The sequence below is a fragment of the Pseudomonas umsongensis genome, from assembly GCF_012647205.1.
Lineage (GTDB): Bacteria > Pseudomonadota > Gammaproteobacteria > Pseudomonadales > Pseudomonadaceae > Aquipseudomonas > Aquipseudomonas umsongensis.
Window position 1 is genome coordinate 4738082 of sequence record NZ_CP051487.1, and the last position, 24435, is coordinate 4762516.

Sequence of the window (24435 nt, forward strand, 5' to 3'; positions counted from 1 at the left end):
TCCCAAACGTCAGGCGATTCATCCTACGCAACTGGTTCTGGCGGCGAAACGCACAGCAACGCACAATGGCTATGCCAAACTCGCACAAGCATCGAGCCACTCATGAATCCCAACCAACTGACCGATCAACTGGGCCTGTTTCTCGACGTTCTGGAAACCGGCAGTTTTTCCGCCGCGTCACGCCGTCATCCACTGACGCCCTCGGCTGTGGCACGGCGCATTGACAGTCTGGAAGGCGCCGTCGGCAGCCAATTGTTCATACGCAGCACCCATGCGGTGCGCGCGACGCCTGCGGGCATGGCGTTCGCTGAGCGCGCACGCAGGATCGTCGCCGAATTGCGCCTGGCCCGGGCCGAAGCGGTGTCCCTGAGCAGTGCTCCGGAAGGCCTGATTCGTATCGACGCACCGGCCGCGTTCGGGCGGCGTCATCTGGCACCGGTGATTGCCGATTTCCTGCTGCTCTATCCCGGCCTCGACGTGCAATTGCAGTTGATCGACAGCTTTGTCGACATGCAGGGCTTGAACCTGGGCAAGGTCGACCTGGTGTTGCGCGCCGGGCAATTGGCCGATACCCGGTTGGTGGCCACGCCGCTGGCGAGCATGGTTCGCATTGCCTGCGCCAGTCCCGCCTACTTGCAACGCCGCGGCGTGCCGAATGATCCGGCGCAACTGGTCGAGCATGATGGCCTGGACTGGGCCGGCCTGGCCCCTCCCTTCGCCTGGCGCTTTGAACGGAACGGCCAGATGCAATTGCATCGGCCGTCGCGCGTGCGCATGAGCGCCAACAATGCCGAAGCGTTGATCTCCAGCGCACTGGCCGGCCTGGGCATTGCCCACTTGCCGACCTGGCTCGTCAGCGAATACCTGTTGCGCGGCGAACTGCTGCCGTTGTTCTGCGAGAACGGCCTGCCAAAGCCGGAAAGCTCCGGGATCTACGCCTTGCGACTGCAGCAACAACCCAACTCCCGCAGTCGCCTTCTCCTGGAATACCTGAAAACCCGTTTCAGCCCCATTCCGCCCTGGGACCTGGAGCTGCAAACCCATCTGGGACGGCACTAGCCAAGAATTGTCTGGCGCGTTAAAGATTTGCCCGCTAGATTCATGAAGATCACTGATCAAGGTTTCCCAATGACCACCAAGCGCGACACCCCGGACAACTGCGACGACCTGCTGCTCGACAACCAGGCCTGTTTCGCCCTGCATTCCACTTCGCTGATGATGACCAAGGTCTACAAGCCCTTGCTGCAGGCGCTGGGCCTGACCTATCCGCAATACCTGGCGATGATGGTGCTGTGGGAGAAGGACGGTTTGACCGTAGGTGAAATCAGTGCGCGCCTGTTGACCGATCCCGGCTCGCTCACGCCATTGCTCAAGCGTCTGGAGGCCGAGGGTCTGCTCAGCCGCACCCGCAGCCGTGAGGACGAGCGCGTGGTGATCGTCGAACTCACCGAACAAGGCCGCGCCTTGCGCGACAAGGCCCGTGACATTCCGCAATGCATCCTCGGTGCCAGCGGCATGACGCTGGAACGTTTGCAGAAACTCCAGGCAGAACTTCAGGAACTGCGCCGGCATCTGCAAGACAGCCTCTGATTTTCAAACCTCCCGAAAATCCTCCCCTGTGGGAGCGAGCCTGCTCGCGAAGAGGGCATGTCAGGCGATATTGATGTTGCCTGGCACACCCTCTTTCGCGAGCAGGCTCGCTCCCACAGTCGTTTTGCGTTTGCGGTGAAAATTCAACTGATCCGAATTTTTTCATAAAAATATCTTGCGCGCTAAACATTAGCGCGATACATTCATCTCGCACTTACTTAGCGCGCAAACATTTAGCGCAAACATCCAAACCCGAACGAGGCTTTCACCATGCAAACTCTCTACACCGCTATCGCAACATCCACCGGTGGCCGCGACGGTCGTGCGATCTCCAGCGACAACGTTCTCGACGTCAAGCTCGCCACCCCGAAAGAACTCGGTGGTGCTGGCGGGGCGGCGACCAATCCTGAGCAACTGTTCGCCGCCGGTTACTCCGCCTGCTTCATTGGCGCGCTGAAATTCGTCGCCAGCCAGACCAAACGCAAAATTCCGGATGACGCGTCGATCACGGCCCACGTCGGCATCGGCCAGATCCCTGGCGGTTTCGGCCTGGATATCGACTTGCACATCAGCTTGCCGGGCCTTGAACAAGCCGACGCACAAACATTGGTCGAGGCTGCCCACCAGGTCTGCCCGTACTCCAACGCCACCCGCGGCAACGTCGAAGTGCGTCTGCACGTAACTGTCTAACGTCGCTTTCCACTCAGGCCCGAACAGGAAATGAACATGAACACTTTCAGCAAAGTCTTGACCGGTACCCTTCTCGCCCTGTCTGTCCACAGTGCATTCGCCGGCGACGTTGAACACAACACCCAGGCGTTTCTCGATGTGCTGAATGCCGGCACTGGCAAACCGATGGAACAGCTGACGCCCAAAGATGCTCGCGCCGTGCTGGTGGGCGCGCAATCCGGGGTGAAGCTGACGTTGCCAAAAGCCGATGTCAGCCAGAAGACCATCCAGGTCGATGGCCAACCGCTGGACCTGACCATCGTCCGGCCGGCCGGGGTCAAGGGTGAGCTGCCGGTGTTCATGTTCTTCCACGGCGGCGGCTGGGTGCTGGGGGACTTCCCGACGCACGAGCGTCTGGTTCGGGATCTGGTAGCGGGCTCGGGGGCGGCAGCGGTTTTCGTCAACTACACGCCGTCACCGGAAGCGCACTACCCGGTGGCGATCAACCAGGCTTACGCCGCGACCCAATGGGTGGCCGAGCACGGCAAGGAGATCAACGTCGATGGCAAACGCCTGGCGGTGGCCGGCAACAGTGTTGGCGGCAACATGGCGGCAGTGGTCGCGCTGATGGCAAAAGACAAAGGTACACCGGCAATCAAATTCCAGGTCCTGTTGTGGCCGGTGACCGATACCAACTTCGACACCGGTTCCTATAACCAGTATGCCGAAGGGCACTTCCTGACTCGCAACATGATGAAGTGGTTCTGGGACAACTACACCACCGACCCCAAGCAGCGTAACGAGATCTACGCTTCGCCGCTTCGGGCGACCCCGGCGCAACTCAAGGGCCTGCCACCTGCGTTGGTGCAAACCGCCGGAGCCGACGTACTGCGCGATGAAGGCGAGGCCTACGCCCGCAAACTCGACGAGGCCGGCGTGGCGGTGACCTCGGTACGCTACAACGGCATGATCCACGACTATGGTTTGCTCAACGTGGTCAGCCAGGTGCCGGCAGTGCGTTCGGCGATGTTGCAGGCGTCGCAAGAGCTCAAGCAACACCTGAAGTAACACCCCCCCTGTGTGTTTCCGACAGGCACAAAAAAGCCCGACTCGATGGTCGGGCTTTTTCATTCCTGAAGCAGTGCTTATTTAGCACGGCCTTTGTAGGAACCGCCTTCGCGGGTATCGATCTCGATCATGTCGCCGATTTCGATGAAGTCAGCAACCGACAGCTCGGTACCGTTCTTCAGTTTGGCAGGCTTCATCACCTTGCCGGAAGTGTCGCCGCGAGCGGAACCTTCGGTGTAGTCAACCTGACGCACGATAGTGGTCGGCAGCTCTACGGAAACCAGGCGGCCTTCGAAGAACACGGCTTCGCAAACGTCGGTCATGCCTTCTTCGATGAACGGCAGAACGCTTTCGATGTCTTCGGCGTTCAGTTCGTACATGGTGTAGTCGGTGGTGTCCATGAACGTGTAGCTGTCACCGCTGATGAAGGACAGGGTCGCTTCTTTACGGTCCAGGATCACGTCGTCCAGCTTGTCGTCGGCGCTGTAGACGGTTTCGGTCTTGTAGCCGGTCAGCAGGTTTTTCAGCTTGGTCTTCATGATCGCGCTGTTACGGCCCGACTTGGTGAATTCAGCTTTCTGAACCAGCCAAGGATCGTTGTCGATACGGATCACGGTACCGGGTTTGAGTTCTTTACCAGTTTTCATTGCGAATATCCGAATTTGGATGGGATTTACAAAAATCTAGGCCGCGTATCATATCCAATTTACATAAAACTGTACCAGCGCCGCGGCAAGATCGGTGTGCAAGGCCTGTTCCAGACACCACGTCTCGGCGTGATTTTGCAGCTGCGGCCAGTGTTTGCGGGTTGATTGCCAGTGGTCGGTCATTGTCTCACCGGCATTCCAGGCCCGCCAGAGACCGCTGATCACCTCGCCAGCCGCAGGCGAAAGGTCTTTGGTGTAGAGAGAGAGGAAGGCTTCGAGCTTGTCCAGATGAACATCTTCCTCCTGCTGATAGATGTGCCACAACATCGGCCGTCCCGCCCATTGCGCGCGGACAAAGGAATCTTCGCCGCGTACGGCGTTGAAATCACAGCACCAGAGCAGCTGGTCATACTGGTCCTGTCGGACGAACGGCAGCACCTGCACGGTCAAGGCATCGCGCACATGCAATGCCCCCGCCTGCAGGTCCTGCACGCTCAGCCAACGCTCGACGTCACCCAGGATACGCCCTTGCGGCACCAACAGATGAGTGGGCATCGAGTCGCTCGCCAAGGTGTCCAGCCAGCTGGCCAACCCGGAATTTTCATAGGCAAACAGTGAAATCAGTAGCGCACCGGGCGCGCGGTCGACTCCCAGGCCTTGCAGGAAGGTTTGCTGAGCCTCGGGACTCTGCTGGAATTGCCGGCGCCGCTCGAGCAATCCGCTTTCACGCAGCAGGCCGCCCGTACCTTTGTGGAACCCGGGGAAGAAAAAGTGCTTCTGGACGTGTTTGTATTTTACCGACGGCAAGCCGTGGCAGCCGATCACCCAGTCCTCGGCGCTCAGGTAATCGAGGTTCATCCACAGCGGCGTTTTGTCCCGCTGCGCCATGGCGTCCATGTAGGCGCCTGGCAACTGGCAGGCAAACGCGGCGATCACCACATCGGCCGCTTCTACCGGTTGCCAGTCGGCCGACCATTGACATACCTCGACACCCTGGTGCCATTGCCGACCAGCGTGAATGTCGATCTGCGGACACAGGCGCTCGAAGGCACGCAGATCATCGACCCACAAACGCACCTCCACCCCGTGCTCGGCCACCAGTTGCCGGGACAGCCGCCACGTCACGCCGATGTCGCCAAAATTGTCGACCACGGTGCAAAAAATATCCCAGCGGGTTTTCATATCAGGCATTCCAGGCTCCCGTTGGCAAAGGTGCCAATTGTCCGCATAAATCAGCCCGCGCAGAAGAGCCGACGCCGATTAATCTTCGTGCGACAATCGGCAATCGCCCGCGACCCTTCGCCAGGAGGCAACCATGCCCTACCGCCCTACTCCGCGCCGACCCATTGCGATTCACCTCAGCGTCCTGCAACTGACCGGCAGCATCGCCCTGGGCCTGTGGCTGGGTTTCATCGCCATCGCGTTGACCGGCTGGCTGGTGGCCCGGCTGTTTTTCAGCGAACAACTGGCGCCGGTCGCAGCCGCGGTGGAACAACTGGCCAAGCCGCCAGTGGTGGCACGCCCGGTGCCGGACAATCCCGCACAGAGCCCGTTGTTCGAGCAGTATGAAGAAAACCTGCGCAAGAACGAGCAGGCGCAACGACTCGACCAGGCGCGCGGCAGCAACCGCAACCTGTCGAACCCCCGCTGCCAATTCTGGTTACAACAGGATCAGACGGCACCGAGCGAAAAAAGCCGCGCCAACGTCCTGCAATTCTGCGATTGATCATGAATAAGCACACTGTCCACCAACTGATTCTCGACAAATTGCGGGTCGATCTCGACATTGCCGAGCGCGCGGCGCAAACCGCCTACGAAACCGCGACCCACGAAGAAAACATCGCTGAAAACAAGTACGACACCCTGGGCCTGGAGGCGTCTTACCTGGCTGCAGGCCAAGCCAGGCGGGTCGAGGAGATTCGCCAGTCACTGGCGCTTTGCCAGAACCTGGCATTGCGTGCGTATGACGAGCAACGGGGTATCGAGATAGGTGCGCTGCTCGGCCTGGAGGACGAAAAGGGCCGCGAGCAATGGTTGTTCCTGGCGCCGGATGCGGCGGGCCTGAAGGTTGACCTGGTGGGGCAACTGATTACCGTCATCACCCCGCGCTCACCGCTGGGCAAAAGCCTGCTGGGCAAGCTCGCAGGCGACGAGGTGGAGATCCTGGTGGCGGGCGCTCGGCAACAGTTTGCTGTCACCGAGGTGGTTTGACCGGCTGCCCCGCCAACGCGGCGGGCCGCTCTATCAGTGAACCGGCAGTTCGACGCCGTCGAACAGCTCTTCCAGCTCCTGTTTGTTGTGGCACTGGATGGCCTTGGCCATGACTTCGCGGGTCAGGTGCGGGGCGAACTTCTCGATGAAGTCACACATGAAACCGCGCAGGAAGGTGCCGCGACGGAAACCGATCTTGGTCACGCTGGATTCGAACAACTCGCTGGCATCGAGCACCACCAGGTCGTTGTCGAGCTTGGTATCGACCGCCATTTTCGCCACGATGCCCACACCCAGGCCCAGGCGCACGTAGGTCTTGATCACGTCGGCGTCCGCGGCGGTAAACACCACCTTGGGCGTCAGGCCACGGTGGCTGAAGGCTTCGTCGAGCTTGGAACGGCCGGTGAAACCGAACACATAGGTCACGATCGGGTATTCGGCCAGGGCTTCGAGAGTCAACTTCGAGAGTTTGGTCAACGGATGCCCCTGGGGCACGACCACACAGCGATTCCAGCGATAGCAAGGCATCATCACCAGGTCGCCAAACAGCTCGAGGGCTTCGGTGGCAATGGCGAAATCCACGGTGCCATCGGCGGCCATCTCGGCGATCTGCATCGGCGAGCCCTGGTGCATGTGCAGGGCAACGTCCGGATACTGCTTGATGAAATTGCTGATCACCGGCGGCAACGCGTAGCGCGCCTGGGTGTGGGTGGTGGCGATCGACAGGGTGCCTTTTTTCTCGTTGGAGAATTCCTGGGCGATCTGCTTGATGCTTTCGACCTTGCGCAGGATCTCGCCAGCGGTGGTGATAATGCGCTCACCGGCCGGAGTAACGCGCGTCAGGTGCTTGCCGCTGCGGGCGAACACTTCGACGCCCAATTCGTCTTCCAGCAAACGTATCTGCTTGCTGATGCCCGGCTGAGAGGTGTAGAGACTTTGGGCGGTAGCGGAAACGTTGAGGTCGTGGTGCGCCACTTCCCAGATGTAGCGCAATTGTTGGAGCTTCATATGAATCCCTCAAAGCAGGTAGACGCCACGGGCATCAGCGACGGTATATAACTATATTAATGGTTTGAAGAATAAATCTAGAACTTTTTGTCAAAACGCTATTATTCGTGTTCTAGCGATCCCCTTGGCGACGACGCTGCACCAGCGGCACCAGGTAGACCGGTACCTTGGCCAGTTGCAACACACGCGCTGCGGTCCGGCCCAAAGGCGTTTCAGCTCCAGCACCGTGACTGTGGCTCCCTACGATGAGCAAATCCACCGAGAGTTTCTGCGCCTGGTCGAGAATCACCTGCGATGGATCACCCTGCAGCACCCGTACCGCCTTGATCCGCAAAAGATCCTGCTCCCCCTCGTCACCCAACTCTTCGCGAAAATTGTCGAGCACCCGCTGCTCGATGCTGGCAATCACCGTGTTAAGACCCTGACTGTGAAATTCGTTCAATGCCTGCTCATCGAGATAACTCTGCAGCACCGATTCGGCAAACAGCCCCATGGGCTCGACGGCGTGCACCACGTACAGGTCGGCATCGAATGTTCGGGCCAATTCCAGGGCATGCTGCATCACCACGGGTGCGTACAGCCCGAGGTCAGTGGCATACAGCATCGAACGAATCATATGACCTCCTCGCGTGCCGACATGGCGGAGATTGATTCAGCTTAGCAGTGCCTTGGCGAGAGCGACATCTGGCGTAACACGTTGAACGGCGGGCTTAAACCTTTTGCTCGTTGCTTATGCCATGCGGCACATGGCCGGTAGCAACCACTTCGCGCGCCAACTCGCAGTGACCGGCCTGATCGTCGAAAAACACATCGGCGGCAAAGGCTTCGAGAAAGGCCGACTTGGTCAGGCCACCGAGAAACAGCGATTCATCCAGGCGAATATCCCACTCCCGCAACGTACGGATCACCCGCTCATGGGCTGGCGCCGAGCGTGCCGTGACCAGTGCCGTGCGAATCGGACAAGCGTCATCCGGGAACTCGCGCTGCAACAGATTGAGGGCAGCGAGGAAGCCCTTGAACGGCCCACCGCGCAGAGGCTCGCGGGCCGCTTCGCGCTCGCTGGCCTGAAACGCTTCCAGCCCACCGGCCTGATAGACGCGTTCGGATTCGTCGGAAAACAGTACGGCATCACCGTCGAAGGCAATGCGCAGTTCATCGCTGGCTGCACGGCTGGCGCCGCCGGACAGAATGGTCGCCGCGGCGAATCCGGCGTCCAGCGCACTGCGTACGTCTTCGGCGTGGGTTGAAAGAAACAGATCGCAGCCAAAGGCCTTGAGGTAGGGATACGGACTGCGCCCTCCGACAAACGCCGCACGGGAAATCGCCAGTCCATAGTGATGGATCGAGTTGAACACGCGTAGTCCGGTGTCGGCGCTGTTGCGCGAGACCAAAATCACCTCGACCCGTGCCCGGCCGAGGTGGGCATTGAGGTTCAGGAGTTTTTGCACCAGCGGGAAGGCGTCACCGGGCTCGAGTATTTCTTCTTCGTGTTCAATCTGATATTGCCGGTAGGCCTCGACACCACTCGACAGATAGACCTTGTGGCTTTCACTCAGGTCGAACAACGCTCGCGAAGAAATCGCCAGCACCAACTTGTCGTCTATGGACTTTGGCATCCCCTTCCCCCTCCGGTTGATCGACTCAGGTATTACGTCGATCGATGAAACTCAAACTGCGATACATCGCCTCGATCCGTGGCAATTCACAGCCGACGGCCTTCGCCGCGGCCAGAGGCCGAGCGTAGATGGCCTCCAGTTCCAGCGGACGCTTGTGCAAAAAATCGTGGTACATGCTCGGCCAGTAGTCCGGCATTCTCTGCGTCACCTGCAAAAGCTGCTCGGCATAACCGGCGGGCACTTCGTGACCGCAGGCGGTTGCGCCCTGGATCACTTCGGCCATCAGCGAGGTGATCAGCTCACGGCTGTCGGCGTCGGCCATGAGCGGCGTGGTACTCGCCCCGAGCAGCACGGACAGGCCGTTGTACGGAATATTCCAGACCAGTTTCTGCCAGCGCGCCTGGTGCAGGTTAGCCATGGCCTGGGCGTCGATACCAGCCGCACGAAACAACCCGGCCCCCTCCTCGACAATCGCGGCACGCGATGGATCATCGGACGCCGGCCCGCTGTGATAGCCGACATGTACCGCCCCCAGCGCCTGATGAGTGATGACACCGGGGCCCTGGCGATGGACGCAGATATAGCAGAGCCCGCCCAGCACATGCAGCGCATCGGGCAGCAGTTCACGCAGGCTGTCTTCGACATCCAGGCCATTTTGCAACAGCAGCACCCTGGCATTCGGTGCAGCGGCTTGCACGATGGCGGGCGCGAGATCGCGGTTGCTGGTGGTTTTTGCGCCAACCAGCAACCAGTCGCAAGGTGGCATGTCTTCGGCCGCCGAGTAGGCCTGCACCGGATTCAGCGTCAGCGCTCCATGTACAGCGCTGTGCAGTTGCAGCCCGCGCTCGGCCACCGCACGAAACTCGCTGCGCAACAGAAAATGCACATCGTAGCCGGCCTGCGCCAGCATCATCCCGTAGAACCCGCCGATGGCCCCGGTCCCGATAATTCCGATTGTCGGTTTCGCAACTGCACCCGTCATGGCAACTCCTCTGCTGTTCGACCCAGCGCCTGCCCCAGAGCGGCGTTGAGCTCGGCGCCGGTCAGGCGCGATTTTAGTGCCCCGAAGAATTCGCCGTCGCGTACCACAAACAGCGCCGGCAAGTGAAAGACCTGATATCGCTCGACCACCCCGCCATTGTTGCCGGCATCGATCCAGCACAGGCGATCGACGTCCAGGTCGAGCGCAGGCAGCTGCTCACGGGCAAAACGACAGGAGGCGCAGCCGACACTGGTGAAAATCACCAGCGATACGCCGCTCATTGCCAGCAGCCGTTGGTCGGCGTCGAAATCGGTCAGTTCCAATTCGACCACTATACTGGGTGGAACAATGTCAGATGGCCGACACATGGAGTCCGTGCTCATGGGACGTTTTCTTCCTCATCCTGACGATATACCTGTCGAGTTGACGTTGCTCAAACCTGAGTGCATCTCCAGGCAACAGCTGCACACTATCAGCCTCGGGGGCATGGCTTGCAATTATCACCGCGCCTGGCGCCATGGCACCGCGCTGGAGGTACGCATGCCGACCCTGAACCCGGACCTGCGCTTTCTGGGCTATGTGGCCTGGTGCCTGCGACGAAAGCGAGGCTACCTGGTGGGTATTGCCTTCGTCGACGAACAGACACTTTTCAGCGCAAGAATGGGCGAGCAGGTGTGCCAGATCGAGCGTTACTGCCGCCAGCATGACGCCCACAACGACCTGCAGGAAATCCAGGCCCTGGCCCTGGAGTGGGTCCAGCAGCATGCCGACGAGTTCTCCCACGACAAGGTTCACCAGGCATTTGCACAGGCCGTGCTGGATTAAACCGGGCCAGCCCATTGTCTAGCCACGGTGTAACGCGCTAAGGTTCTGCTCCCCGACGCGCTTAATTTGCTGTGCTCCGCCGCGCGGGTTCGCTGGCGGCCGGCACCCGTGACCTGACGAGTAAACGATGGCTGATTTACCGATCAACGACCTAAACGTCGCTTCCAACGAGACGCTGATCACTCCTGACCAGCTCAAGCGTGATATCCCCCTGAGCGATGCCGCCCTGCGCACCGTCACCAAGGGCCGCGAAGTCATTCGCAACATTCTCGATGGTACCGACCATCGCCTGTTCGTGGTCATCGGGCCTTGCTCGATCCACGACATCAAGGCGGCCCACGAGTACGCCGAGCGCCTGAAGGTTCTCGCGGCGGAAGTGTCCGATACCTTGTATCTGGTCATGCGTGTGTATTTCGAGAAGCCACGCACCACCGTTGGCTGGAAAGGCTTGATCAACGACCCCTACCTGGACGACTCGTTCAAGATCCAGGACGGCCTGCATATTGGTCGCCAGCTGTTGCTGGACCTGGCCGAAATGGGCCTGCCAACCGCTACCGAGGCACTCGATCCGATCTCCCCGCAATACCTGCAGGATTTGATCAGTTGGTCGGCCATCGGCGCGCGTACTACCGAATCCCAGACTCACCGTGAAATGGCCTCCGGCCTGTCCTCGGCCGTCGGCTTCAAGAACGGTACGGATGGCGGCCTGACCGTTGCGATCAACGCCCTGCAATCGGTTTCCAGCCCGCACCGCTTCCTGGGCATCAACCAGGAAGGTGGCGTGTCGATCGTTACCACCAAGGGCAATGCCTACGGTCACGTCGTACTGCGCGGCGGCAACGGTAAGCCGAACTACGATTCGGTCAGCGTAGCCCTGTGCGAACAAGCGCTGAACAAAGCGAAGATCAAGCCCAACATCATGGTCGATTGCAGCCACGCCAACTCCAACAAGGACCCGGCCCTGCAACCGCTGGTGATGGAAAACGTCGCCAACCAGATCCTCGAAGGCAATCAGTCGATCATCGGCCTGATGGTCGAAAGCCACCTGAATTGGGGTTGCCAGGCCATCCCGAAAGACCTCGCCGACCTGCAATACGGCGTGTCGATCACCGATGCCTGCATCGACTGGACTGCTACCGAAAACACCTTGCGCAGCATGCATGCCAAGCTCAAGGAAGTACTGCCAAAACGCCAACGCACCTGATTGGCGCTTGCCGCAGACAAAAAAACGCCGGGCTGAGCCCGGCGTTTTTTTATGCAGCGATTTTCTCGAGGGTCACTGGCTCAGCTTGGCAGCATGGCGCTGGTGACGCTCCATGTAGCGCTCGACATAGGAGCACGAGGGAATGACGGTATAGCCCATTTCCTCGGCGTACTGCAGCGCCTGTTCGGTCAGGGCCGCGGCGATGCCGCGACCGCGCAATGCATTGGGCACAAATGTGCGATAGATATCCAGGGTCTGTTTCCCCAGATCCATATAGGTCAGGTAGGCACGATGACCGTCCACATTGGTCTCGAATTGATGACCAGCCTGGTCATGGTGGATGGACAACGCCTCGCTCATCACTACTCCTCGCGGGTCTGGAATTCTGACCCCTACCTTACCGATGTTTTTCCGGCGAAGGAACAACTACGCCACCCCGTGCCTGAATCGACACCGAGAAGAGCTACACCGATCTCGCGCAACCGAGCACGTACAAATAGTAGGCACCATTGGCAGAAATGCTCAAGGTTCGCTCGTCATCATGCTGGTTGGCAGGTGCTGCTGTGGATAACGCAGGAAACAGCTCGACCGAAAGGTCTTGCAGCGATCGGTAGCCTGAACATTGCCGGATGTTGAGACATAAGACGAGCGCCCCTCGTTAAAGTCACCTGAACATCGAGAAAGATATGAGGGACACTGCGCAATTTCCGAACAAAAGTGTAGACGAATGCATCTAGAAGGACTTTAGCCAAGACCGGAAAAAGAGCTTTGAGCCTGGGGAACTTTTCCTTGGCGGCTCGCTCATCTCGGGCCTTGCAGCTGGATATTTTTTATACAACGCAGTTAAAAGTTGCTCGAAAAAGAATCAACGCCTACAATTTTTTTTGCTTCTTGCTTCACGTCAGTTTACTTACGACAAGTAATGGGTAGTATGTACGCCGGCTATTTCCTCACTCGGAGGAGACAGCCACTTAATAGAAAGTCCTTGAAGGGGAACACGATGAACAACGTTCTGAAATTCTCTGCTCTGGCCCTGGCCGCAGTTCTGGCTACCGGTTGCAGCAGCGCATCGAAAGAAACCGAAGCACGTCTGACCGCTACTGAAGACGCAGCAGCTCGCTCCCAAGCTCGTGCAGACGAAGCTTACCGTAAAGCTGATGAAGCTCTGGCTGCTGCTCAAAAAGCACAACAGACTGCTGACGAAGCTAACGAGCGTGCTCTGCGCATGCTGGAAAAAGCTAGCCGCAAGTAATAGTCCTTCGGGATTATTATCAAGCCGACCCATTTTTTGGGTCGGCTTTTTTATTGCCTGCTGTTTCCTGCAGCCAATAAAAAACCCGCCGACGCGGCCTGCGTCGGCGGGTTTTTTTCAGGCATTACTGCAGCGGGTCGATCGGCGCACTCGTCACCATGGCCGCGGTAGTGTTCGGCACGCCGATTTCCACCGGCAGGCCATCTTCGGCAGCCACTACATCACGTACCACATCCCAGTTCATACGCAGGTTATTGGTGATGTCTTCACGCTTGAGCATCGCGTTGATCACCGCAGTGTGCTTGTCGACCACCGACGGGTTGCCCTTGTCATCCAGCGGCGTGTGCGCTTCCAGGTAGACCTTGCCGCCACTCACGCCAAACTTGTAGGAGTCGTTGATGATCCGCACCGACGTTCCAACCGGCACCATGCCTGCCATTTCCAGCACGTTATTGTTGAACATGCGGAAGCAGCCATGGCTGGTGCGCATGCCGATGCCGAACTTCTTGTTCGAGCCGTGGATCAGGTAGCCCGGAGTCCCCAGGGTGAACTTGAACGGCCCCAGCGGGTTGTCAGGGCCGGCCGGCACCACGTTGGGCAGCGGATCACCATCGGCGGCATGTTCGGCCTTGATCGATGCTGGAGGCGTCCAGGTAGGGTTCGGCGTCTTGGCGGTGATGCTGGTGTGGGCAATCGGCGAGCCCCAACCTTCACGACCGATACCCAGCGGGTAGGTGTACACCACGTTCCGGCCTTTCGGGAAGTAGTAGAGGCGGTACTCGGCCAGGTTGATCACAATACCTTCACGTGGTCCTGGTGGCAGGATGAAGCGGGTTGGAAGCACGATTTCAGTGCCGGCACCAGGCAACCATGGATCGACGCCAGGGTTAGCGGCCACCATTTCCGAATAACCCAGGTCGTAGGTCGTGCCCAGGTCGGCGAAGGTATCTTCGTACTTGGCCTTGATCACCTGTACCTGACCAACGATGTCTTCACCAGGTGGTGGCAGGGGTAGCTCCAATGCTGCGACGGGACCCGCTACACAGAGGGCGGCAAGTGTCAGGCAGCGGGTGACGGCGGGAAAGCGCGGCAACATCCGGAAAATCCTTTGCATGATCGACATAGGGTATAAGAACGCGATTGTACACCGCTGGCCGTTATTTCGGGGAGGTTGCGGGGGGTGTAGGCGATGCAAGGCATTTCGTGTCGCCTGCCATTCGACCTATTGTTTGTTAACGGAGTACATATCCATTCCTCCGGTAACGGCCACTTAGGGTTTCGCTTTTACAGCGAGTCACTTGGAAAAGCCCCAAGTAACCAAGGGCTCTTGCCCCTGGCGTTCGGTGCCTCGCTAATGCTCGGCATGCCCTCGCTCCGGTCCTGCTCCGTGGGTCGCCGCGATGGGCCGTCCCTGGCCCAGCGCGGCTAAACCGGCATCCTTGCCGGTTTACCCACTGCGCAAAACCTCCACTCGGCCTCTCGAGGGGGCAAGAACATCAAAAGCCAAAGCAGAGCAAAAGCAGAGCAAAAGCAGAGCAAAAGCAGAGCAAGGCGGCCTTAAAACCGACCTGATTGCAGGGCTGTCCGCAATGTGATCGTTCCCACGCTCTGCGTCACTAGTGTCCGGTAAACATGTTTCATAGCTGAAGGCTGCCTTGGGCAGCCTTCAGCTTTTCTCGCTCCTGCCTTCGTCGATCCCTCAGTTCTGGAGTAGCGGGCCGTTCGTGCAGGACGTGAGATATGCGAACCGTCAGCTCGAACAACGAACCGGTAAATCCTGAACGACGATGGAAAAGGTGCAGTAACAAGTAGCTGATCAAGGCACTGTAAATCTGCAGGCGCACGGCGTTTTCAGAGAAGGCATAGAAGCGTTTGAGTTTCAGATGTTGCTTGATCCACTTGAAAAACAGCTCGATCTTCCAGCGATCTTTGTACAAGCCCGCGACTTCTTCAGCTGTTCTTGCGAAGTCGTTGGTCACTAGGATTAATGGCGTGGCATGTCCCTCGCGCTCAACCACCACGCGTCTTACCGGCGTTTCTCGGTAGTCATTCAGACGCTTACCGCCCAGATGCTTTTTGCCGAACAGAATGACTTCATCGGTCATGACCGGGCTTTGCTCGGCTACGGTCGAGTGCTTGTGCAGCACTTTGATATTGGCGTTTTTCTTCAGGCGGGTGACGAAAAAAGCGCCTTTGGTCTGCAACTGGTGCCACCAGTTGTAATCGCAATAGCCCTTGTCAAAGACATACGTCATGCCGGCCTGAATCGGCATTTCCAGTGCATCGCTCAGGTCGTTGACGTTGGCAGGAGTGATGTTGACGTACACCGGGGCCAACTGTGCCAAATCTAGCCCGACATGTACTTTCAAGCCCTGCGTAATGCGGGTTTTCGTGGCGGCTGTCCAGCCATCGAAGTGAGGTCCGCGCAAAGTGATCGACGTGGAATCAAGCAGGCTAACCATGGCACCGACTTCTTTGCGCTGCTGGCGGCTGATGCCGCGCAACAGCAACTCGCAAAGGTCCTGGAATGGCCGGTAGTCACGCTTGTTCAAGGCATCCGACAGGGTCGAGCGGGCGACGGGACCCGCTTTAAGATGGTAGCTATGCGGGCTTAGAGTTTCGGAGAAAGTCGCCAAGGACCGCAGGCTTAAGGCTTGGGTTACATGACCGCTGACCAGTGTCACCAGCAATTGCCAGGACGTGCAGCGTTTGACGTAGCGATCAGCCTGGTGCCTTTCGGTGGATTGCCGAAAGAACTGGCGCGGGATCGCACTGAGCAGGTGGGCTAAACGGGTGCTGGTAAACATGAGCCAAAATCGAGTCTGAAAAATCCGATTATGACTGACGGCCGCCAACAGCAAGGGGGAGCAAGCTCCCCCTTCGGTTTTTACCGGACACTAGTGACGCTCTGCGTGGGAACGATCAGCGAGTTCACTTCAAGCCAGGCCGCCTCGCTTTGCTGTTGATCGCAGGCGCCCCATTAACCACGATGGCCGAACGCAGGCATTGCGCAGTGGGGAAACCGACAGGACGCCGGTTTAGCCGCGCTGGGCCAGGGACGGCCCATCGCGGCGACCCACGGAGCAATGCCGGAGAGAGGACATGCCGAGCCCAAGCGAGGCACCGAGTGGTGGGGCAAAGCCTTTTGCTTCCTTTTTGGCGTTTGAAAAAGGGAGTCGCTGTAAAAGCGAAACCATAAGTGGCCGTTACCGCAGCAATGGATATGTACGCAGGCAACCAATTTCACACAGGGCTTCCTGTGACGCCCCGCATCACCGTCGCGCACGGCTCAATTAATACGTCGTCGGCGGAACGCAGAGCGTCCCTGGCGGCATTCCCACGCAGAGCGTGGGAACGATCAGCGAGTTCACTTCAAGCCAGGCTGCCTCGCTTTGCTGTTGATCGCAGGCGCCCCGTTAACCACGATGGCCGAACGCAGGCATTGCGCAGTGGGGAAACCGGCAGGACGCCGGTTTAGCCGCGCTGGGCCAGGGACGGCCCATCGCGGCGACCCACGGAGCAATGCCGGAGAGAGGGCATGCCGAGCCCTAGCGAGGGACCGAGTGGTGGGGCAAAGCCTTTTGGTGCTTTTTTGCTGGGCCGGCACTCCGGCGCTTGAAAAAGGGACTCGCCGTAAGGGCGAAACCATAAGCGGCCGTTACCGCAGCAATGGATATGTACGCAGTCAACAAAACATAGGTCGGCTATAAGGCCGCCTTCGCGAGCAAGCCCGCTCCCACAGTTTGATTGGAGTACATCTGCGGGATACAGGTCGGCTGTCAGGCCGCCATCGCTGCGATGCGGCGACCCGACAAGCCAGCTCCCACAGGTTTTCATCCGATGCCCAAGCCACAGCAAAGCAGAAACGATCAAAGCTCGAACCGCAACTCCGGCCAGATCGGCGACGTGCCGCGCTTTTGCGACTCAAGAATGGCCCGACACAACGAACACAGGCGCTGGTCCTGGAACACCCGGCGATCGACGTTCGACCAACGCGGTTGAGCCGGCAGCAGGCTGCCGCACAGGGTCCGGTCCGCCGAGCCGCCCAGCTCCAGTTGTCGGGTCACCAGGTGTACCCGCACTTCCTGGCAGGCGAACAGATCCAGCTGTTCGTCAGGCTCGATCAGTTGATAGGCATAAAGTGACCAGGCAGAACGCGGCATCGGGGGCTCCAAATCGGGGGCGCCACCTTAGCCGAAAGCCCGCTCCTAGAAAAGTGTCATAACAGTGGTTTTAGCGTAGGCCAGACATTTTCCAGCAACTTGTCCTGAGCCCCGGCTGCCGGGTGAATGCCATCGGCCTGCATCAGGTCCGGATGACCGCCCACGCCGTCGAGGAAAAACGGCACCAACGGGATGTTTTTCTCATCGGCCAGGTTGCTGTAGACGTCGGCAAAGGCCTTGGTGTATCGAGCACCGTAATTGGGTGGCAATTGCATGCCGAGCAACAGCACCTTGGCGCCCGCGTCCTGCGACTGCTGAATCATCGACGCAAGATTTTGTTGCAATTGTGTTGGCAGCAAGCCACGCAGGCCGTCATTGCCCCCCAATTCGAGGATCACCAACTCAGGCTTATGCTCTGCAAGCAGCGCTGGCAGGCGTGCCTGGCCGCCGGCACTGGTGTCGCCGCTGATGGACGCATTGATCACCTTATCGTCGAAACCTTCGCGCTTGAGCCGCTGCTCGAGCAACGACACCCACCCCAAGCGGGTATCCAGTCCGAAACCGGCGCTGATACTATCGCCAACGATCAGGACTGTACCCGCCGCTGCGTTCTGGGCCATGCACATCAAGGCCAGGCCAGCACTCAAAAACCACACACGCATCGGATTCTCCATGGGCGCAAGCATTCTCACCGCGAAGAACCTTAGCAAAGTGGTTCCCAGCGCGGAAGGTGAACTGACCATCCTGCACCAACTCAGCCTGGAACTGAACAAGGGCGACAGCCTGGCCATCGTCGGCGCCTCCGGTTCGGGCAAGTCCACCCTCCTCGGCCTGCTCGCCGGCCTCGACTTGCCGAGCAGCGGCGAAGTCACCCTCGCCGGCCAGGACCTGAGCAACCTCGATGAAGATCAACGTGCGCGCATCCGCGCCGAACACGTGGGTTTCGTCTTCCAGTCATTCCAACTGCTCGACAGTCTCAACGCCCTGGAAAACGTCATGTTGCCGCTGGAGCTCGATGGCCGCCAGGACGCCCGTGGCCGCGCCACCGAGCTGTTGCAACGGGTCGGCCTGGGGCAACGCCTGACTCACTCGCCACGCCAGCTCTCCGGCGGTGAACAGCAGCGCGTGGCGATTGCCCGGGCGTTCGCGGCCGAACCCGACGTGCTGTTTGCCGACGAGCCCACCGGTAACCTCGACAGCCATACCGGCGAGCGCATCAGCGACCTGCTGTTCGAACTCAACCAGGAACGCGGCACGACCCTGGTGCTGGTGACCCATGATGAACGCCTGGCACACCGCTGCCGGCGCCTGATCCGCCTTGAAGCCGGCCTGCTGGTCGCCCCTCTGGAGCCTTGATGGCACGCCTGCCGCTGTTGCGCCTGTTCAGTCTCGCCCTCCGTCAACTGTTGCGCGATGCCCGCGCCGGTGAACTGCGCGTGCTGTTTTTTGCCCTCGTGGTCGCGGTAGCGGCCAATACCGCCATCGGCTATTTCGGCGCGCGCCTGAATGGCGCGATGATGTTGCGCGCCACGGAGTTTCTCGGAGCCGACCTGCTGCTCGAAGGCAGCTCGCCAGCGCGCCCCGAGCAAGTAAGAAGCGGTACCGAGCTTGGCCTCGAACACGCCCGGGTGGTGGAGTTTTCCAGTGTTATCGCCACGGACAACGGCATACAGCTCTCCAGCATCAAGGCGGCAGACGACGTCTACCCACTGCGCGGGGAACTGAAAAGCGCCCCTGCGCCTTTCGCCCCGGAAGAATCCGGCGGCGGGCCGAAACCCGGTGAGGCCTGGGTCGAGGCGCGATTGCTGACGGCGCTGGACTTGAAGATCGGCGACAGCATCGATGTCGGCATGAAAACCCTGAAGCTGGCACGGGTACTGACCTACGAGCCCGACCGCGCCGGCAACTTCTACAGCCTGACACCCCGGGTGTTGATCAACCTCAGTGACCTGCAAGCCACTGGCGTGGTGCAACCTGGCAGCCGGGTCAGCTACCGCGAACTCTGGCGCGGCGATGCCTCGGCCCTGGAGACCTATCGCCAACTGATCAAGCCCGGCCTGGCCGCCAACCAGCGCATCCAGGATGCCCGCGACGGCAACCGGCAGATTGGCGGCGCACTGGGCAAGGCCGAGCGCTACCTGAACATGGCCAGCCTGGTGGCGGTATTGCTGGCCGGGGTGGCCGTAGCGTTGTCAGCGACGCGCTTCGCCACCCGCCGCTTCGATGCCAGCGCGCTGCTCCGCTGCCTTGGCCTGTCCCGCCGGGAAACCATGGTGCTGTTCAGCCTGCAGCTGACCATACTCGGCCTGCTCGCCAGCCTCATTGGCGCCGCCATCGGTTGGCTGGCGCAACTGGGACTGTTTGCCCTGCTGCATGATTTGTTGCCGACCGACGTGCCACCGGGCGGCCTGTTCCCGGCCATCGCCGGTATCGGCACCGGACTGGTGGCCCTGGCCGGTTTTGCCCTGCCACCGCTGGCGGCGCTGGGTCGGGTTCCACCCTTGCGCGTATTGCGGCGGGACATGCTGCCGATACCCTCCAGCACCTGGATGGTCTACGGCGCCGCATTGGGTGCCCTCGGGCTGATCATGTGGCGCCTGAGCCTGGACTTGCTACTGACCTTCGCCCTGCTCGGCGGCGGCGTGGTCGCGGCACTGATATTGGGTGGCTTGCTGTTGCTGCTATTGAAAAGCCTGCGACGCCTGCTGGCTCGTGCCTCCCTGCCGTGGCGCCTGGGGCTGGGCCAATTGCTGCGTCATCCGCTGGCAGCCGCAGGGCAGTCCCTGGCATTCGGCCTGATCCTGCTGTCGATGGCGTTGATCGCCCTGCTGCGCGGCGAGTTGCTGGACACCTGGCAGAACCAGCTGCCCAGGAACGCACCGAACTATTTTGCCCTGAACATCCTGCCCGCGGACAAGCAGGCGTTTACCGACCGCCTGATCTCGTTGTCGGCGCAATCGGCCCCCCTGTATCCGGTAGTCCCCGGAAGGCTGATCAGCATCAATGGCGAACCGGTGCAGCAAATCGTCACCAAGGAATCGGCAGGCGACCGGGCGATCCAGCGTGACCTGAGCCTGACCTGGGCGGCAGACCTGCCTGCGGGCAACAAGATCACCGCCGGTCATTGGTGGCCAGAGCAACCGCCGGATGATATCCCCGGCGTGTCGGTGGAGGGCAAGGTCGCCGAAAGCCTGAAGCTCAAGCTCGGCGACCATTTGGTCTTTACCGTCGGCGGGGCCAATCGCGAGGCGAAAGTCACCAGCCTGCGGGAGATCAACTGGGATAATTTCCAGCCGAACTTCTTCATGATTTTCCAGCCAGGCACCCTGAAGGATTTGCCCGCCACCTACCTGACCAGCTTCTATCTGGCGGCAGGGCATGACCAGCAGATCGTCGACCTGTCGCGCAGTTTTCCGGCGGTGACGATCCTGCAGGTCGAAGCGCTGCTGGCGCAATTGCGCAGCATCCTCGCCCAAGTCACCCTGGCTGTGGAATACGTGCTGTTGTTTGTCCTGGCGGCAGGGATGGCGGTGTTGTTTTCCGGCCTGCAGGCGACCCTGGACGAACGCATCCGCCAGGGTGCCCTGCTGCGCGCACTGGGGGCCGAACGGCAACTGCTGGTGAAGGCACGACGGATCGAGTTCGGGTTGCTTGGCGCGGTGAGCGGCCTGCTCGCGGCACTCGGTTCGGAAGTCGTCAGCCTGGTGCTCTACCGCTACGCCTTTGACCTGCCCTGGCATCCGCACCCATGGCTGCTGGTGCTGCCGCTGATCGGCGCCGTGCTGATCGGCGGTGCTGGTGTGTTCGGCACCCGGCGCGCCCTGAATGCCAGCCCCCTGACAGTCCTGCGCGAGGGTTGATAGACTCAAGCGCTCCTGATTCGAAGAAAAGTTGCCATGAGCCGTTATCGCCCTCCCCGTACCGCCGGAACCGCGCTGATCACCCCTGAAGGTGAAGCGCGGATGCGCGCCGAGTTTCATGAACTGTGGCACGTACGCCGCCCCCAGGTGACGCAAGCAGTCAGCGAAGCGGCAGCCCAGGGCGATCGTTCGGAAAACGCCGAATACACCTATGGCAAGAAAATGCTGCGCGAAATCGACAGTCGCGTGCGCTTCCTGACCAAACGCCTGGAAGCCCTCAAGGTCGTCAGCGAAAAGCCCAGCGATCCGAACAAAGTTTATTTTGGCGCTTGGGTCACGATTGAAGACGAGGATGGCAAGCAATCACGCTATCGCATCGTCGGACCGGATGAACTGGACCTGAAACAGGGCTTGATCAGCATCGACTCGCCCTTGGCCCGCGCCCTGATCGGCAAGGCCCTGGACGCCGAAGTACGGGTCCAGACACCGACGGGTGAGCAGTGTGTGTACATCGTCGAGATCGACTATCCCTGAGGCTTCAACGGGCCTCAGCGACGGGTAATCAGCCCTTGCCGGGCGACGCGGGTCAGTTGCCTGATCATTTCCGGGGCGTCTTCGACGCTTGGCGACTGAATCACTGCCAGGTCAAAACTGTCCGCGGCAAAGCGCGCCAGGGATTCACCGTCTTCGACAAACTGGATCAGGAAAGCTGCTGGCCCACCGGTACGACGTGGCCAACCATCGAGATAACGCAGGAGCGTCGGCTGATGTTTACCGCCAAGCAGGATTTTTGGATTGCGCTGGGTGAGATGTGCCGTGATCGGCGCGGGACGTACAACAGGGCTTAGTGCATTCATCGAGTCGTGTCTCAGCCTCAAAAAGTCTGCATGGCAGGTGAGAGGCAACACCGAACCAGCGCTTTAGCGGTATTTCGAAGCCTGCTTCAAGCTTCTGTCGGTAACTCAATGAGTTACCTGGCGCCCCGCAAGTAGCTGTTTAAATCGGCGCATGGGCAGCATCCTAGAGAAGCTGACCGGACAGTGTCAAGAATGACGCACAACAAAAAAGGCTCGTCCAATCAAGCGACGAGCCTCCTTTCGAACAAGCCTTAGCCCTGACAGGGACTGCATCACAGCCGATCGCGAGGGATCCCGCTGCGAATTCGCAGGATATCGGCAAGTACCGCCAGGGCGATTTCCGCCGGGGTCTTGCTGCCCAGGTTCAGCCCGATGGGCGCATGGATCCGCGCCAGTTGCGCTTCACCCAGCCCACCAATGCGCCGCAAGCGCTCGAAGCGCTTTTGCGAAGTCTGCAGTGATCCCATCACGCCGATGTAGAACGCGTCGGTACGCACCGCTTCCATCATCGCCAGGTCATCGATGCGCGGATCGTGGGTCAGCGCCACCACCGCCGTGTCGCTGTGGCAGCCCCCGTCGGCGATGAACACCGAGGGCAATTGACGACGAATCTCCACGTTATCCAGCACCACGCCTTCCAGCACTTCGTCCCGCGGATCGCAAAGAATCACCTCGAAGCCCAGGCCTATGGCGAACTCCGCGCAGGCCTGCGCGACACTGGAGTACCCGGCCAGCAACAGGCGCTGTGCCGCGCCGATGCGCAGCCTGACGCGATCAATCTCGCGCTCGACGCGCACACCCTGCTCGCGATCATCGAACAGACTGCGCACGCCGCTGGCCAGGTCGACTTCACGGATCAGCCGGCGCCGGCCCAATAGCGCCGACTCCAGCTCCCGCAGATGCGCCTGCACCTCACAGACAGGCTCAAGCTTTTCCACCAGCACATCGAGCACTCCACCGCAGGGCAGGCTGACCCGCGAGCGCGGGTCATCGCCTTCGCCGTAGCGCACGACGCTGACCGCTTGCTCGAATGCACCTTCGGCGACGCGTTCGAGGAAGTCCTCCTCGACACACCCACCGGACAGCGATCCGATCCACTGCCCGTCAGCATTCACCGCCAGCAACGAACCCGGCGCTCGAGGCGCCGAGCCGTAGGTGGCCAGTACGCTGCACAGCCACACACGCTGTCCGGCCGCCGACCATGCCAGCGCGCGCCGCACTACCTGCAGATCCAGATGCTGCATGTCAGTGCGCCTTGTGCTCGAGCGGCGGCGCGTCAGCCCGCAGCTTCTGCACATCGTTCAAGGCCAGGTCACCCGGTTGACCGCCCCACGCCTGGCGCAGGTAGTTCAACAGGTCCGCAAGCTGCTCGTCGGTGAGCTTTTGCGCGAAACCGGGCATGGGTTGCATGTGTTCGAAGCCGGCGAATTTCTGCTCGCCGATGCCATCGTCGATCACCCGAACCAGGTTGCGCGGATCTTCCAGGCGCAGGGTGGTATTGCCGCGCATGGCGACGGCAATATGCGGTTTGCCTTCGCCACCCGGCGCGTGGCAACCGGCACAGACGTTCAGGTAGTCCTGCCGACCGCGCTGTGCGCTGGCACTGAGCTGGTCCAGCGGGACGTCGGTCAAGACTTTCGCCGTTGGCGGCTGGTCGCCGAGGAGGAAGGTTGCCATCGCCGCCAGGTCCGGATCGCTGAGGCCCTGGGTACTGTTGTGGAACACCGGGAACATCTCGTTGAACATGGTGCCCTGGGCGCTCATGCCGTGCTTGAGGAACGAGCTCAGGTCCTGGTGATTCCAGCCACGGGCCGCCAGGTCAGTGGCCAAGAGACTTGGCGCCAGGTAGCCGTTGAGAATACCGCCGGTCATGCGTTTATCCTGCTGCATCGCACCCGGCAGACCGCGTGGGGTGTGGCATTCGCCACAGTGACCGAGCACGTCGACCATGTACTGGCCGCGCTTCCAGGCTTCGCTTTTGCCTTCGGTCGGAGCCAGCTTCACGTCCTTGCCGTACATCATGTTCCAGCCCATCAGGCCCAGGCGCACGTTGAACGGAAAACTCAGGCTTGTGACCGGCGCGGCGCGCTCAATCGGCTCGACGGTTTTCAGGTAGGCGTGGATCGCGTCGGAATCCTCACGCGGCACCAGGTGATACGAGGTGTAGGGCATCGCCGGGTACAGGTTGGCGCCATCACGTCGCTTGCCTTCGGTGAGCGCCGCGAAGAATTCATCATCGCTGTACAAGCCGATGCCGTGCTCTTTGCTCGGGGTGATGTTGGTGCCGTAGATCGTACCGAACGGCGAGACGATCGGCAGGCCGCCTGCATAGGGCGCGCCACCCGGTGCGGTGTGGCAAGCCATGCAGTCAGCCGCGCGGGCGAGGTATTCGCCGCGCTTGACCTGATCATCCGCCTGCGCCAGCAACACGGGCGCAGCCAGGCCGACCGCCAGGGTCAGGCGGGTAAGTAATTGCTTCATGC

The 24435-nt window shown here is 60.3% G+C and carries 27 protein-coding genes; 12 read left to right on the forward strand and 15 right to left on the reverse strand.

Annotation, left to right across the window (positions count from 1 at the left end; genetic code table 11):
• The first annotated feature begins 102 nt into the window (after positions 1-102).
• From HGP31_RS21355 to HGP31_RS21370, 4 genes are all read left to right on the forward strand, one after another.
• Positions 103-1059, forward strand: coding sequence for a LysR family transcriptional regulator (locus tag HGP31_RS21355; RefSeq protein WP_020800395.1), 957 nt, complete (start codon positions 103-105; stop codon positions 1057-1059).
• Between the two features lie 69 nt (positions 1060-1128).
• Positions 1129-1590, forward strand: a complete 462-nt coding sequence (locus tag HGP31_RS21360) for a MarR family winged helix-turn-helix transcriptional regulator (RefSeq protein ID WP_020800394.1) — start codon at positions 1129-1131, stop codon at positions 1588-1590.
• A gap of 270 nt (positions 1591-1860) precedes the next feature.
• A complete protein-coding gene (locus HGP31_RS21365) occupies positions 1861-2280 on the forward strand; it encodes an organic hydroperoxide resistance protein (RefSeq protein WP_033041858.1) in 420 nt (139 codons plus the stop codon).
• A 36-nt stretch (positions 2281-2316) separates the two neighbouring features.
• Positions 2317-3327, forward strand: a complete 1011-nt coding sequence (locus tag HGP31_RS21370; protein WP_168758607.1) for an alpha/beta hydrolase — start codon at positions 2317-2319, stop codon at positions 3325-3327.
• A 77-nt stretch (positions 3328-3404) separates the two neighbouring features.
• Here the strand turns inward: HGP31_RS21370 and efp are convergent, their stop codons facing one another.
• Together efp and earP are read right to left on the reverse strand one after the other, a co-directional pair.
• Positions 3405-3974: an elongation factor P gene (gene efp / locus HGP31_RS21375; protein WP_008057003.1), complete on the reverse strand. Its 570-nt coding sequence runs from the start codon at positions 3972-3974 to the stop codon at positions 3405-3407.
• A 48-nt stretch (positions 3975-4022) separates the two neighbouring features.
• Complete coding sequence (earP, locus tag HGP31_RS21380; RefSeq protein WP_168758608.1) at positions 4023-5165, reverse strand: elongation factor P maturation arginine rhamnosyltransferase EarP; 1143 nt, start codon at positions 5163-5165, stop codon at positions 4023-4025.
• A gap of 124 nt (positions 5166-5289) precedes the next feature.
• On the opposite strand from earP, the gene HGP31_RS21385 reads away from it, so the two are divergent.
• Both HGP31_RS21385 and HGP31_RS21390 read left to right on the forward strand, forming a co-directional pair.
• A complete protein-coding gene (locus tag HGP31_RS21385; protein WP_168758609.1) occupies positions 5290-5700 on the forward strand; it encodes a hypothetical protein in 411 nt (136 codons plus the stop codon).
• A 2-nt stretch (positions 5701-5702) separates the two neighbouring features.
• Positions 5703-6185: a GreA/GreB family elongation factor gene (locus HGP31_RS21390; protein WP_168758611.1), complete on the forward strand. Its 483-nt coding sequence runs from the start codon at positions 5703-5705 to the stop codon at positions 6183-6185.
• A 33-nt stretch (positions 6186-6218) separates the two neighbouring features.
• On the opposite strand, the gene cysB is transcribed toward HGP31_RS21390, so the two are convergent.
• The 5 genes from cysB to HGP31_RS21415 all read right to left on the reverse strand — a co-directional run bounded on the left by cysB (position 6219) and on the right by HGP31_RS21415 (position 10174).
• The gene (cysB, locus tag HGP31_RS21395; protein ID WP_008057010.1) at positions 6219-7193 is read right to left on the reverse strand and encodes an HTH-type transcriptional regulator CysB; all 975 of its coding nucleotides are present in this window, start codon (positions 7191-7193) and stop codon (positions 6219-6221) included.
• 112 nt (positions 7194-7305) lie between these two features.
• The gene (locus HGP31_RS21400; RefSeq protein WP_020800388.1) at positions 7306-7809 is read right to left on the reverse strand and encodes a universal stress protein; all 504 of its coding nucleotides are present in this window, start codon (positions 7807-7809) and stop codon (positions 7306-7308) included.
• Between the two features lie 94 nt (positions 7810-7903).
• On the reverse strand, positions 7904-8809 hold the full coding sequence (locus HGP31_RS21405; RefSeq protein ID WP_020800387.1) for a 5'-nucleotidase: 906 nt from the start codon (positions 8807-8809) through the stop codon (positions 7904-7906).
• A 25-nt stretch (positions 8810-8834) separates the two neighbouring features.
• Complete coding sequence (locus tag HGP31_RS21410; protein ID WP_020800386.1) at positions 8835-9791, reverse strand: putative 2-dehydropantoate 2-reductase; 957 nt, start codon at positions 9789-9791, stop codon at positions 8835-8837.
• A complete protein-coding gene (locus tag HGP31_RS21415) occupies positions 9788-10174 on the reverse strand; it encodes a thioredoxin family protein (RefSeq protein ID WP_033041854.1) in 387 nt (128 codons plus the stop codon). The genes HGP31_RS21410 and HGP31_RS21415 overlap by 4 nt, the downstream gene beginning before the upstream one ends.
• On the opposite strand from HGP31_RS21415, the gene HGP31_RS21420 reads away from it, so the two are divergent.
• Positions 10173-10616, forward strand: a complete 444-nt coding sequence (locus HGP31_RS21420; protein WP_020800384.1) for a PilZ domain-containing protein — start codon at positions 10173-10175, stop codon at positions 10614-10616. The two genes, HGP31_RS21415 and HGP31_RS21420, sit on opposite strands and share 2 nt — an antisense overlap.
• 127 nt (positions 10617-10743) lie before the next feature.
• On the forward strand, positions 10744-11820 hold the full coding sequence (locus tag HGP31_RS21425) for a 3-deoxy-7-phosphoheptulonate synthase (RefSeq protein WP_020800383.1): 1077 nt from the start codon (positions 10744-10746) through the stop codon (positions 11818-11820).
• 72 nt (positions 11821-11892) lie between these two features.
• Here HGP31_RS21425 and HGP31_RS21430 read toward each other — a convergent pair whose 3' ends face one another.
• The gene (locus tag HGP31_RS21430; RefSeq protein ID WP_020800382.1) at positions 11893-12180 is read right to left on the reverse strand and encodes a GNAT family N-acetyltransferase; all 288 of its coding nucleotides are present in this window, start codon (positions 12178-12180) and stop codon (positions 11893-11895) included.
• Between the two features lie 640 nt (positions 12181-12820).
• Here HGP31_RS21430 and oprI point away from each other — a divergent pair.
• A complete protein-coding gene (oprI, locus tag HGP31_RS21435) occupies positions 12821-13072 on the forward strand; it encodes an outer membrane lipoprotei OprI (protein ID WP_003183784.1) in 252 nt (83 codons plus the stop codon).
• Between the two features lie 124 nt (positions 13073-13196).
• On the opposite strand, the gene HGP31_RS21440 is transcribed toward oprI, so the two are convergent.
• From HGP31_RS21440 to HGP31_RS21455, 4 genes are all read right to left on the reverse strand, one after another.
• The gene (locus HGP31_RS21440; RefSeq protein WP_020800381.1) at positions 13197-14168 is read right to left on the reverse strand and encodes a L,D-transpeptidase family protein; all 972 of its coding nucleotides are present in this window, start codon (positions 14166-14168) and stop codon (positions 13197-13199) included.
• Positions 14169-14709: 541 nt separating this feature from the next.
• Positions 14710-15879 carry an IS4 family transposase gene (locus tag HGP31_RS21445; protein WP_168757130.1) on the reverse strand — a complete coding sequence of 390 codons (1170 nt, stop codon included), beginning with the start codon at positions 15877-15879 and terminating at the stop codon, positions 14710-14712.
• A 1062-nt stretch (positions 15880-16941) separates the two neighbouring features.
• Positions 16942-17235: a hypothetical protein gene (locus tag HGP31_RS21450; protein ID WP_008055299.1), complete on the reverse strand. Its 294-nt coding sequence runs from the start codon at positions 17233-17235 to the stop codon at positions 16942-16944.
• A 56-nt stretch (positions 17236-17291) separates the two neighbouring features.
• Positions 17292-17897, reverse strand: coding sequence for an arylesterase (locus tag HGP31_RS21455; RefSeq protein WP_020795463.1), 606 nt, complete (start codon positions 17895-17897; stop codon positions 17292-17294).
• A gap of 10 nt (positions 17898-17907) precedes the next feature.
• Between HGP31_RS21455 and HGP31_RS21460 the strand changes: the two genes are divergently transcribed.
• From HGP31_RS21460 to greB, 3 genes are read left to right on the forward strand one after another with little or no spacing between them, the layout of a single operon-like run.
• On the forward strand, positions 17908-18591 hold the full coding sequence (locus HGP31_RS21460) for an ABC transporter ATP-binding protein (RefSeq protein WP_020795464.1): 684 nt from the start codon (positions 17908-17910) through the stop codon (positions 18589-18591).
• Positions 18591-21095, forward strand: a complete 2505-nt coding sequence (locus HGP31_RS21465; protein ID WP_168758613.1) for an ABC transporter permease — start codon at positions 18591-18593, stop codon at positions 21093-21095. Before HGP31_RS21460 ends, HGP31_RS21465 begins: the two co-directional genes overlap by 1 nt.
• Before the next feature lie 36 nt (positions 21096-21131).
• Positions 21132-21629, forward strand: a complete 498-nt coding sequence (gene greB, locus HGP31_RS21470; protein WP_020795466.1) for a transcription elongation factor GreB — start codon at positions 21132-21134, stop codon at positions 21627-21629.
• Positions 21630-21643: 14 nt separating this feature from the next.
• On the opposite strand, the gene HGP31_RS21475 is transcribed toward greB, so the two are convergent.
• The 3 genes from HGP31_RS21475 to HGP31_RS21485 form a co-directional block, all read right to left on the reverse strand.
• Positions 21644-21952: a hypothetical protein gene (locus tag HGP31_RS21475; protein ID WP_020795467.1), complete on the reverse strand. Its 309-nt coding sequence runs from the start codon at positions 21950-21952 to the stop codon at positions 21644-21646.
• A gap of 272 nt (positions 21953-22224) precedes the next feature.
• On the reverse strand, positions 22225-23196 hold the full coding sequence (locus tag HGP31_RS21480) for an XdhC family protein (RefSeq protein WP_033042444.1): 972 nt from the start codon (positions 23194-23196) through the stop codon (positions 22225-22227).
• 1 nt (position 23197) lies between these two features.
• Positions 23198-24433, reverse strand: coding sequence for a c-type cytochrome (locus HGP31_RS21485; protein ID WP_168758614.1), 1236 nt, complete (start codon positions 24431-24433; stop codon positions 23198-23200).
• Positions 24434-24435: the final 2 nt, after the last annotated feature.

Coding starts and splice junctions, on each gene's coding strand:
- HGP31_RS21355 (WP_020800395.1), top strand. CDS start 103: ATGAATCCCAACCAACTGACCGATCAACTGGGCCTGTTTCTCGACGTT.
- HGP31_RS21360 (WP_020800394.1), top strand. CDS start 1,129: ATGACCACCAAGCGCGACACCCCGGACAACTGCGACGACCTGCTGCTC.
- HGP31_RS21365 (WP_033041858.1), top strand. CDS start 1,861: ATGCAAACTCTCTACACCGCTATCGCAACATCCACCGGTGGCCGCGAC.
- HGP31_RS21370 (WP_168758607.1), top strand. CDS start 2,317: ATGAACACTTTCAGCAAAGTCTTGACCGGTACCCTTCTCGCCCTGTCT.
- efp (WP_008057003.1), bottom strand. CDS start 3,974: ATGAAAACTGGTAAAGAACTCAAACCCGGTACCGTGATCCGTATCGAC.
- earP (WP_168758608.1), bottom strand. CDS start 5,165: ATGCCTGATATGAAAACCCGCTGGGATATTTTTTGCACCGTGGTCGAC.
- HGP31_RS21385 (WP_168758609.1), top strand. CDS start 5,290: ATGCCCTACCGCCCTACTCCGCGCCGACCCATTGCGATTCACCTCAGC.
- HGP31_RS21390 (WP_168758611.1), top strand. CDS start 5,703: ATGAATAAGCACACTGTCCACCAACTGATTCTCGACAAATTGCGGGTC.
- cysB (WP_008057010.1), bottom strand. CDS start 7,193: ATGAAGCTCCAACAATTGCGCTACATCTGGGAAGTGGCGCACCACGAC.
- HGP31_RS21400 (WP_020800388.1), bottom strand. CDS start 7,809: ATGATTCGTTCGATGCTGTATGCCACTGACCTCGGGCTGTACGCACCC.
- HGP31_RS21405 (WP_020800387.1), bottom strand. CDS start 8,809: ATGCCAAAGTCCATAGACGACAAGTTGGTGCTGGCGATTTCTTCGCGA.
- HGP31_RS21410 (WP_020800386.1), bottom strand. CDS start 9,791: ATGACGGGTGCAGTTGCGAAACCGACAATCGGAATTATCGGGACCGGG.
- HGP31_RS21420 (WP_020800384.1), top strand. CDS start 10,173: ATGGGACGTTTTCTTCCTCATCCTGACGATATACCTGTCGAGTTGACG.
- HGP31_RS21415 (WP_033041854.1), bottom strand. CDS start 10,174: ATGAGCACGGACTCCATGTGTCGGCCATCTGACATTGTTCCACCCAGT.
- HGP31_RS21425 (WP_020800383.1), top strand. CDS start 10,744: ATGGCTGATTTACCGATCAACGACCTAAACGTCGCTTCCAACGAGACG.
- HGP31_RS21430 (WP_020800382.1), bottom strand. CDS start 12,180: ATGAGCGAGGCGTTGTCCATCCACCATGACCAGGCTGGTCATCAATTC.
- oprI (WP_003183784.1), top strand. CDS start 12,821: ATGAACAACGTTCTGAAATTCTCTGCTCTGGCCCTGGCCGCAGTTCTG.
- HGP31_RS21440 (WP_020800381.1), bottom strand. CDS start 14,168: ATGTTGCCGCGCTTTCCCGCCGTCACCCGCTGCCTGACACTTGCCGCC.
- HGP31_RS21445 (WP_168757130.1), bottom strand. CDS start 15,879: ATGTTTACCAGCACCCGTTTAGCCCACCTGCTCAGTGCGATCCCGCGC.
- HGP31_RS21450 (WP_008055299.1), bottom strand. CDS start 17,235: ATGCCGCGTTCTGCCTGGTCACTTTATGCCTATCAACTGATCGAGCCT.
- HGP31_RS21455 (WP_020795463.1), bottom strand. CDS start 17,897: ATGCGTGTGTGGTTTTTGAGTGCTGGCCTGGCCTTGATGTGCATGGCC.
- HGP31_RS21460 (WP_020795464.1), top strand. CDS start 17,908: ATGGGCGCAAGCATTCTCACCGCGAAGAACCTTAGCAAAGTGGTTCCC.
- HGP31_RS21465 (WP_168758613.1), top strand. CDS start 18,591: ATGGCACGCCTGCCGCTGTTGCGCCTGTTCAGTCTCGCCCTCCGTCAA.
- greB (WP_020795466.1), top strand. CDS start 21,132: ATGAGCCGTTATCGCCCTCCCCGTACCGCCGGAACCGCGCTGATCACC.
- HGP31_RS21475 (WP_020795467.1), bottom strand. CDS start 21,952: ATGAATGCACTAAGCCCTGTTGTACGTCCCGCGCCGATCACGGCACAT.
- HGP31_RS21480 (WP_033042444.1), bottom strand. CDS start 23,196: ATGCAGCATCTGGATCTGCAGGTAGTGCGGCGCGCGCTGGCATGGTCG.
- HGP31_RS21485 (WP_168758614.1), bottom strand. CDS start 24,433: ATGAAGCAATTACTTACCCGCCTGACCCTGGCGGTCGGCCTGGCTGCG.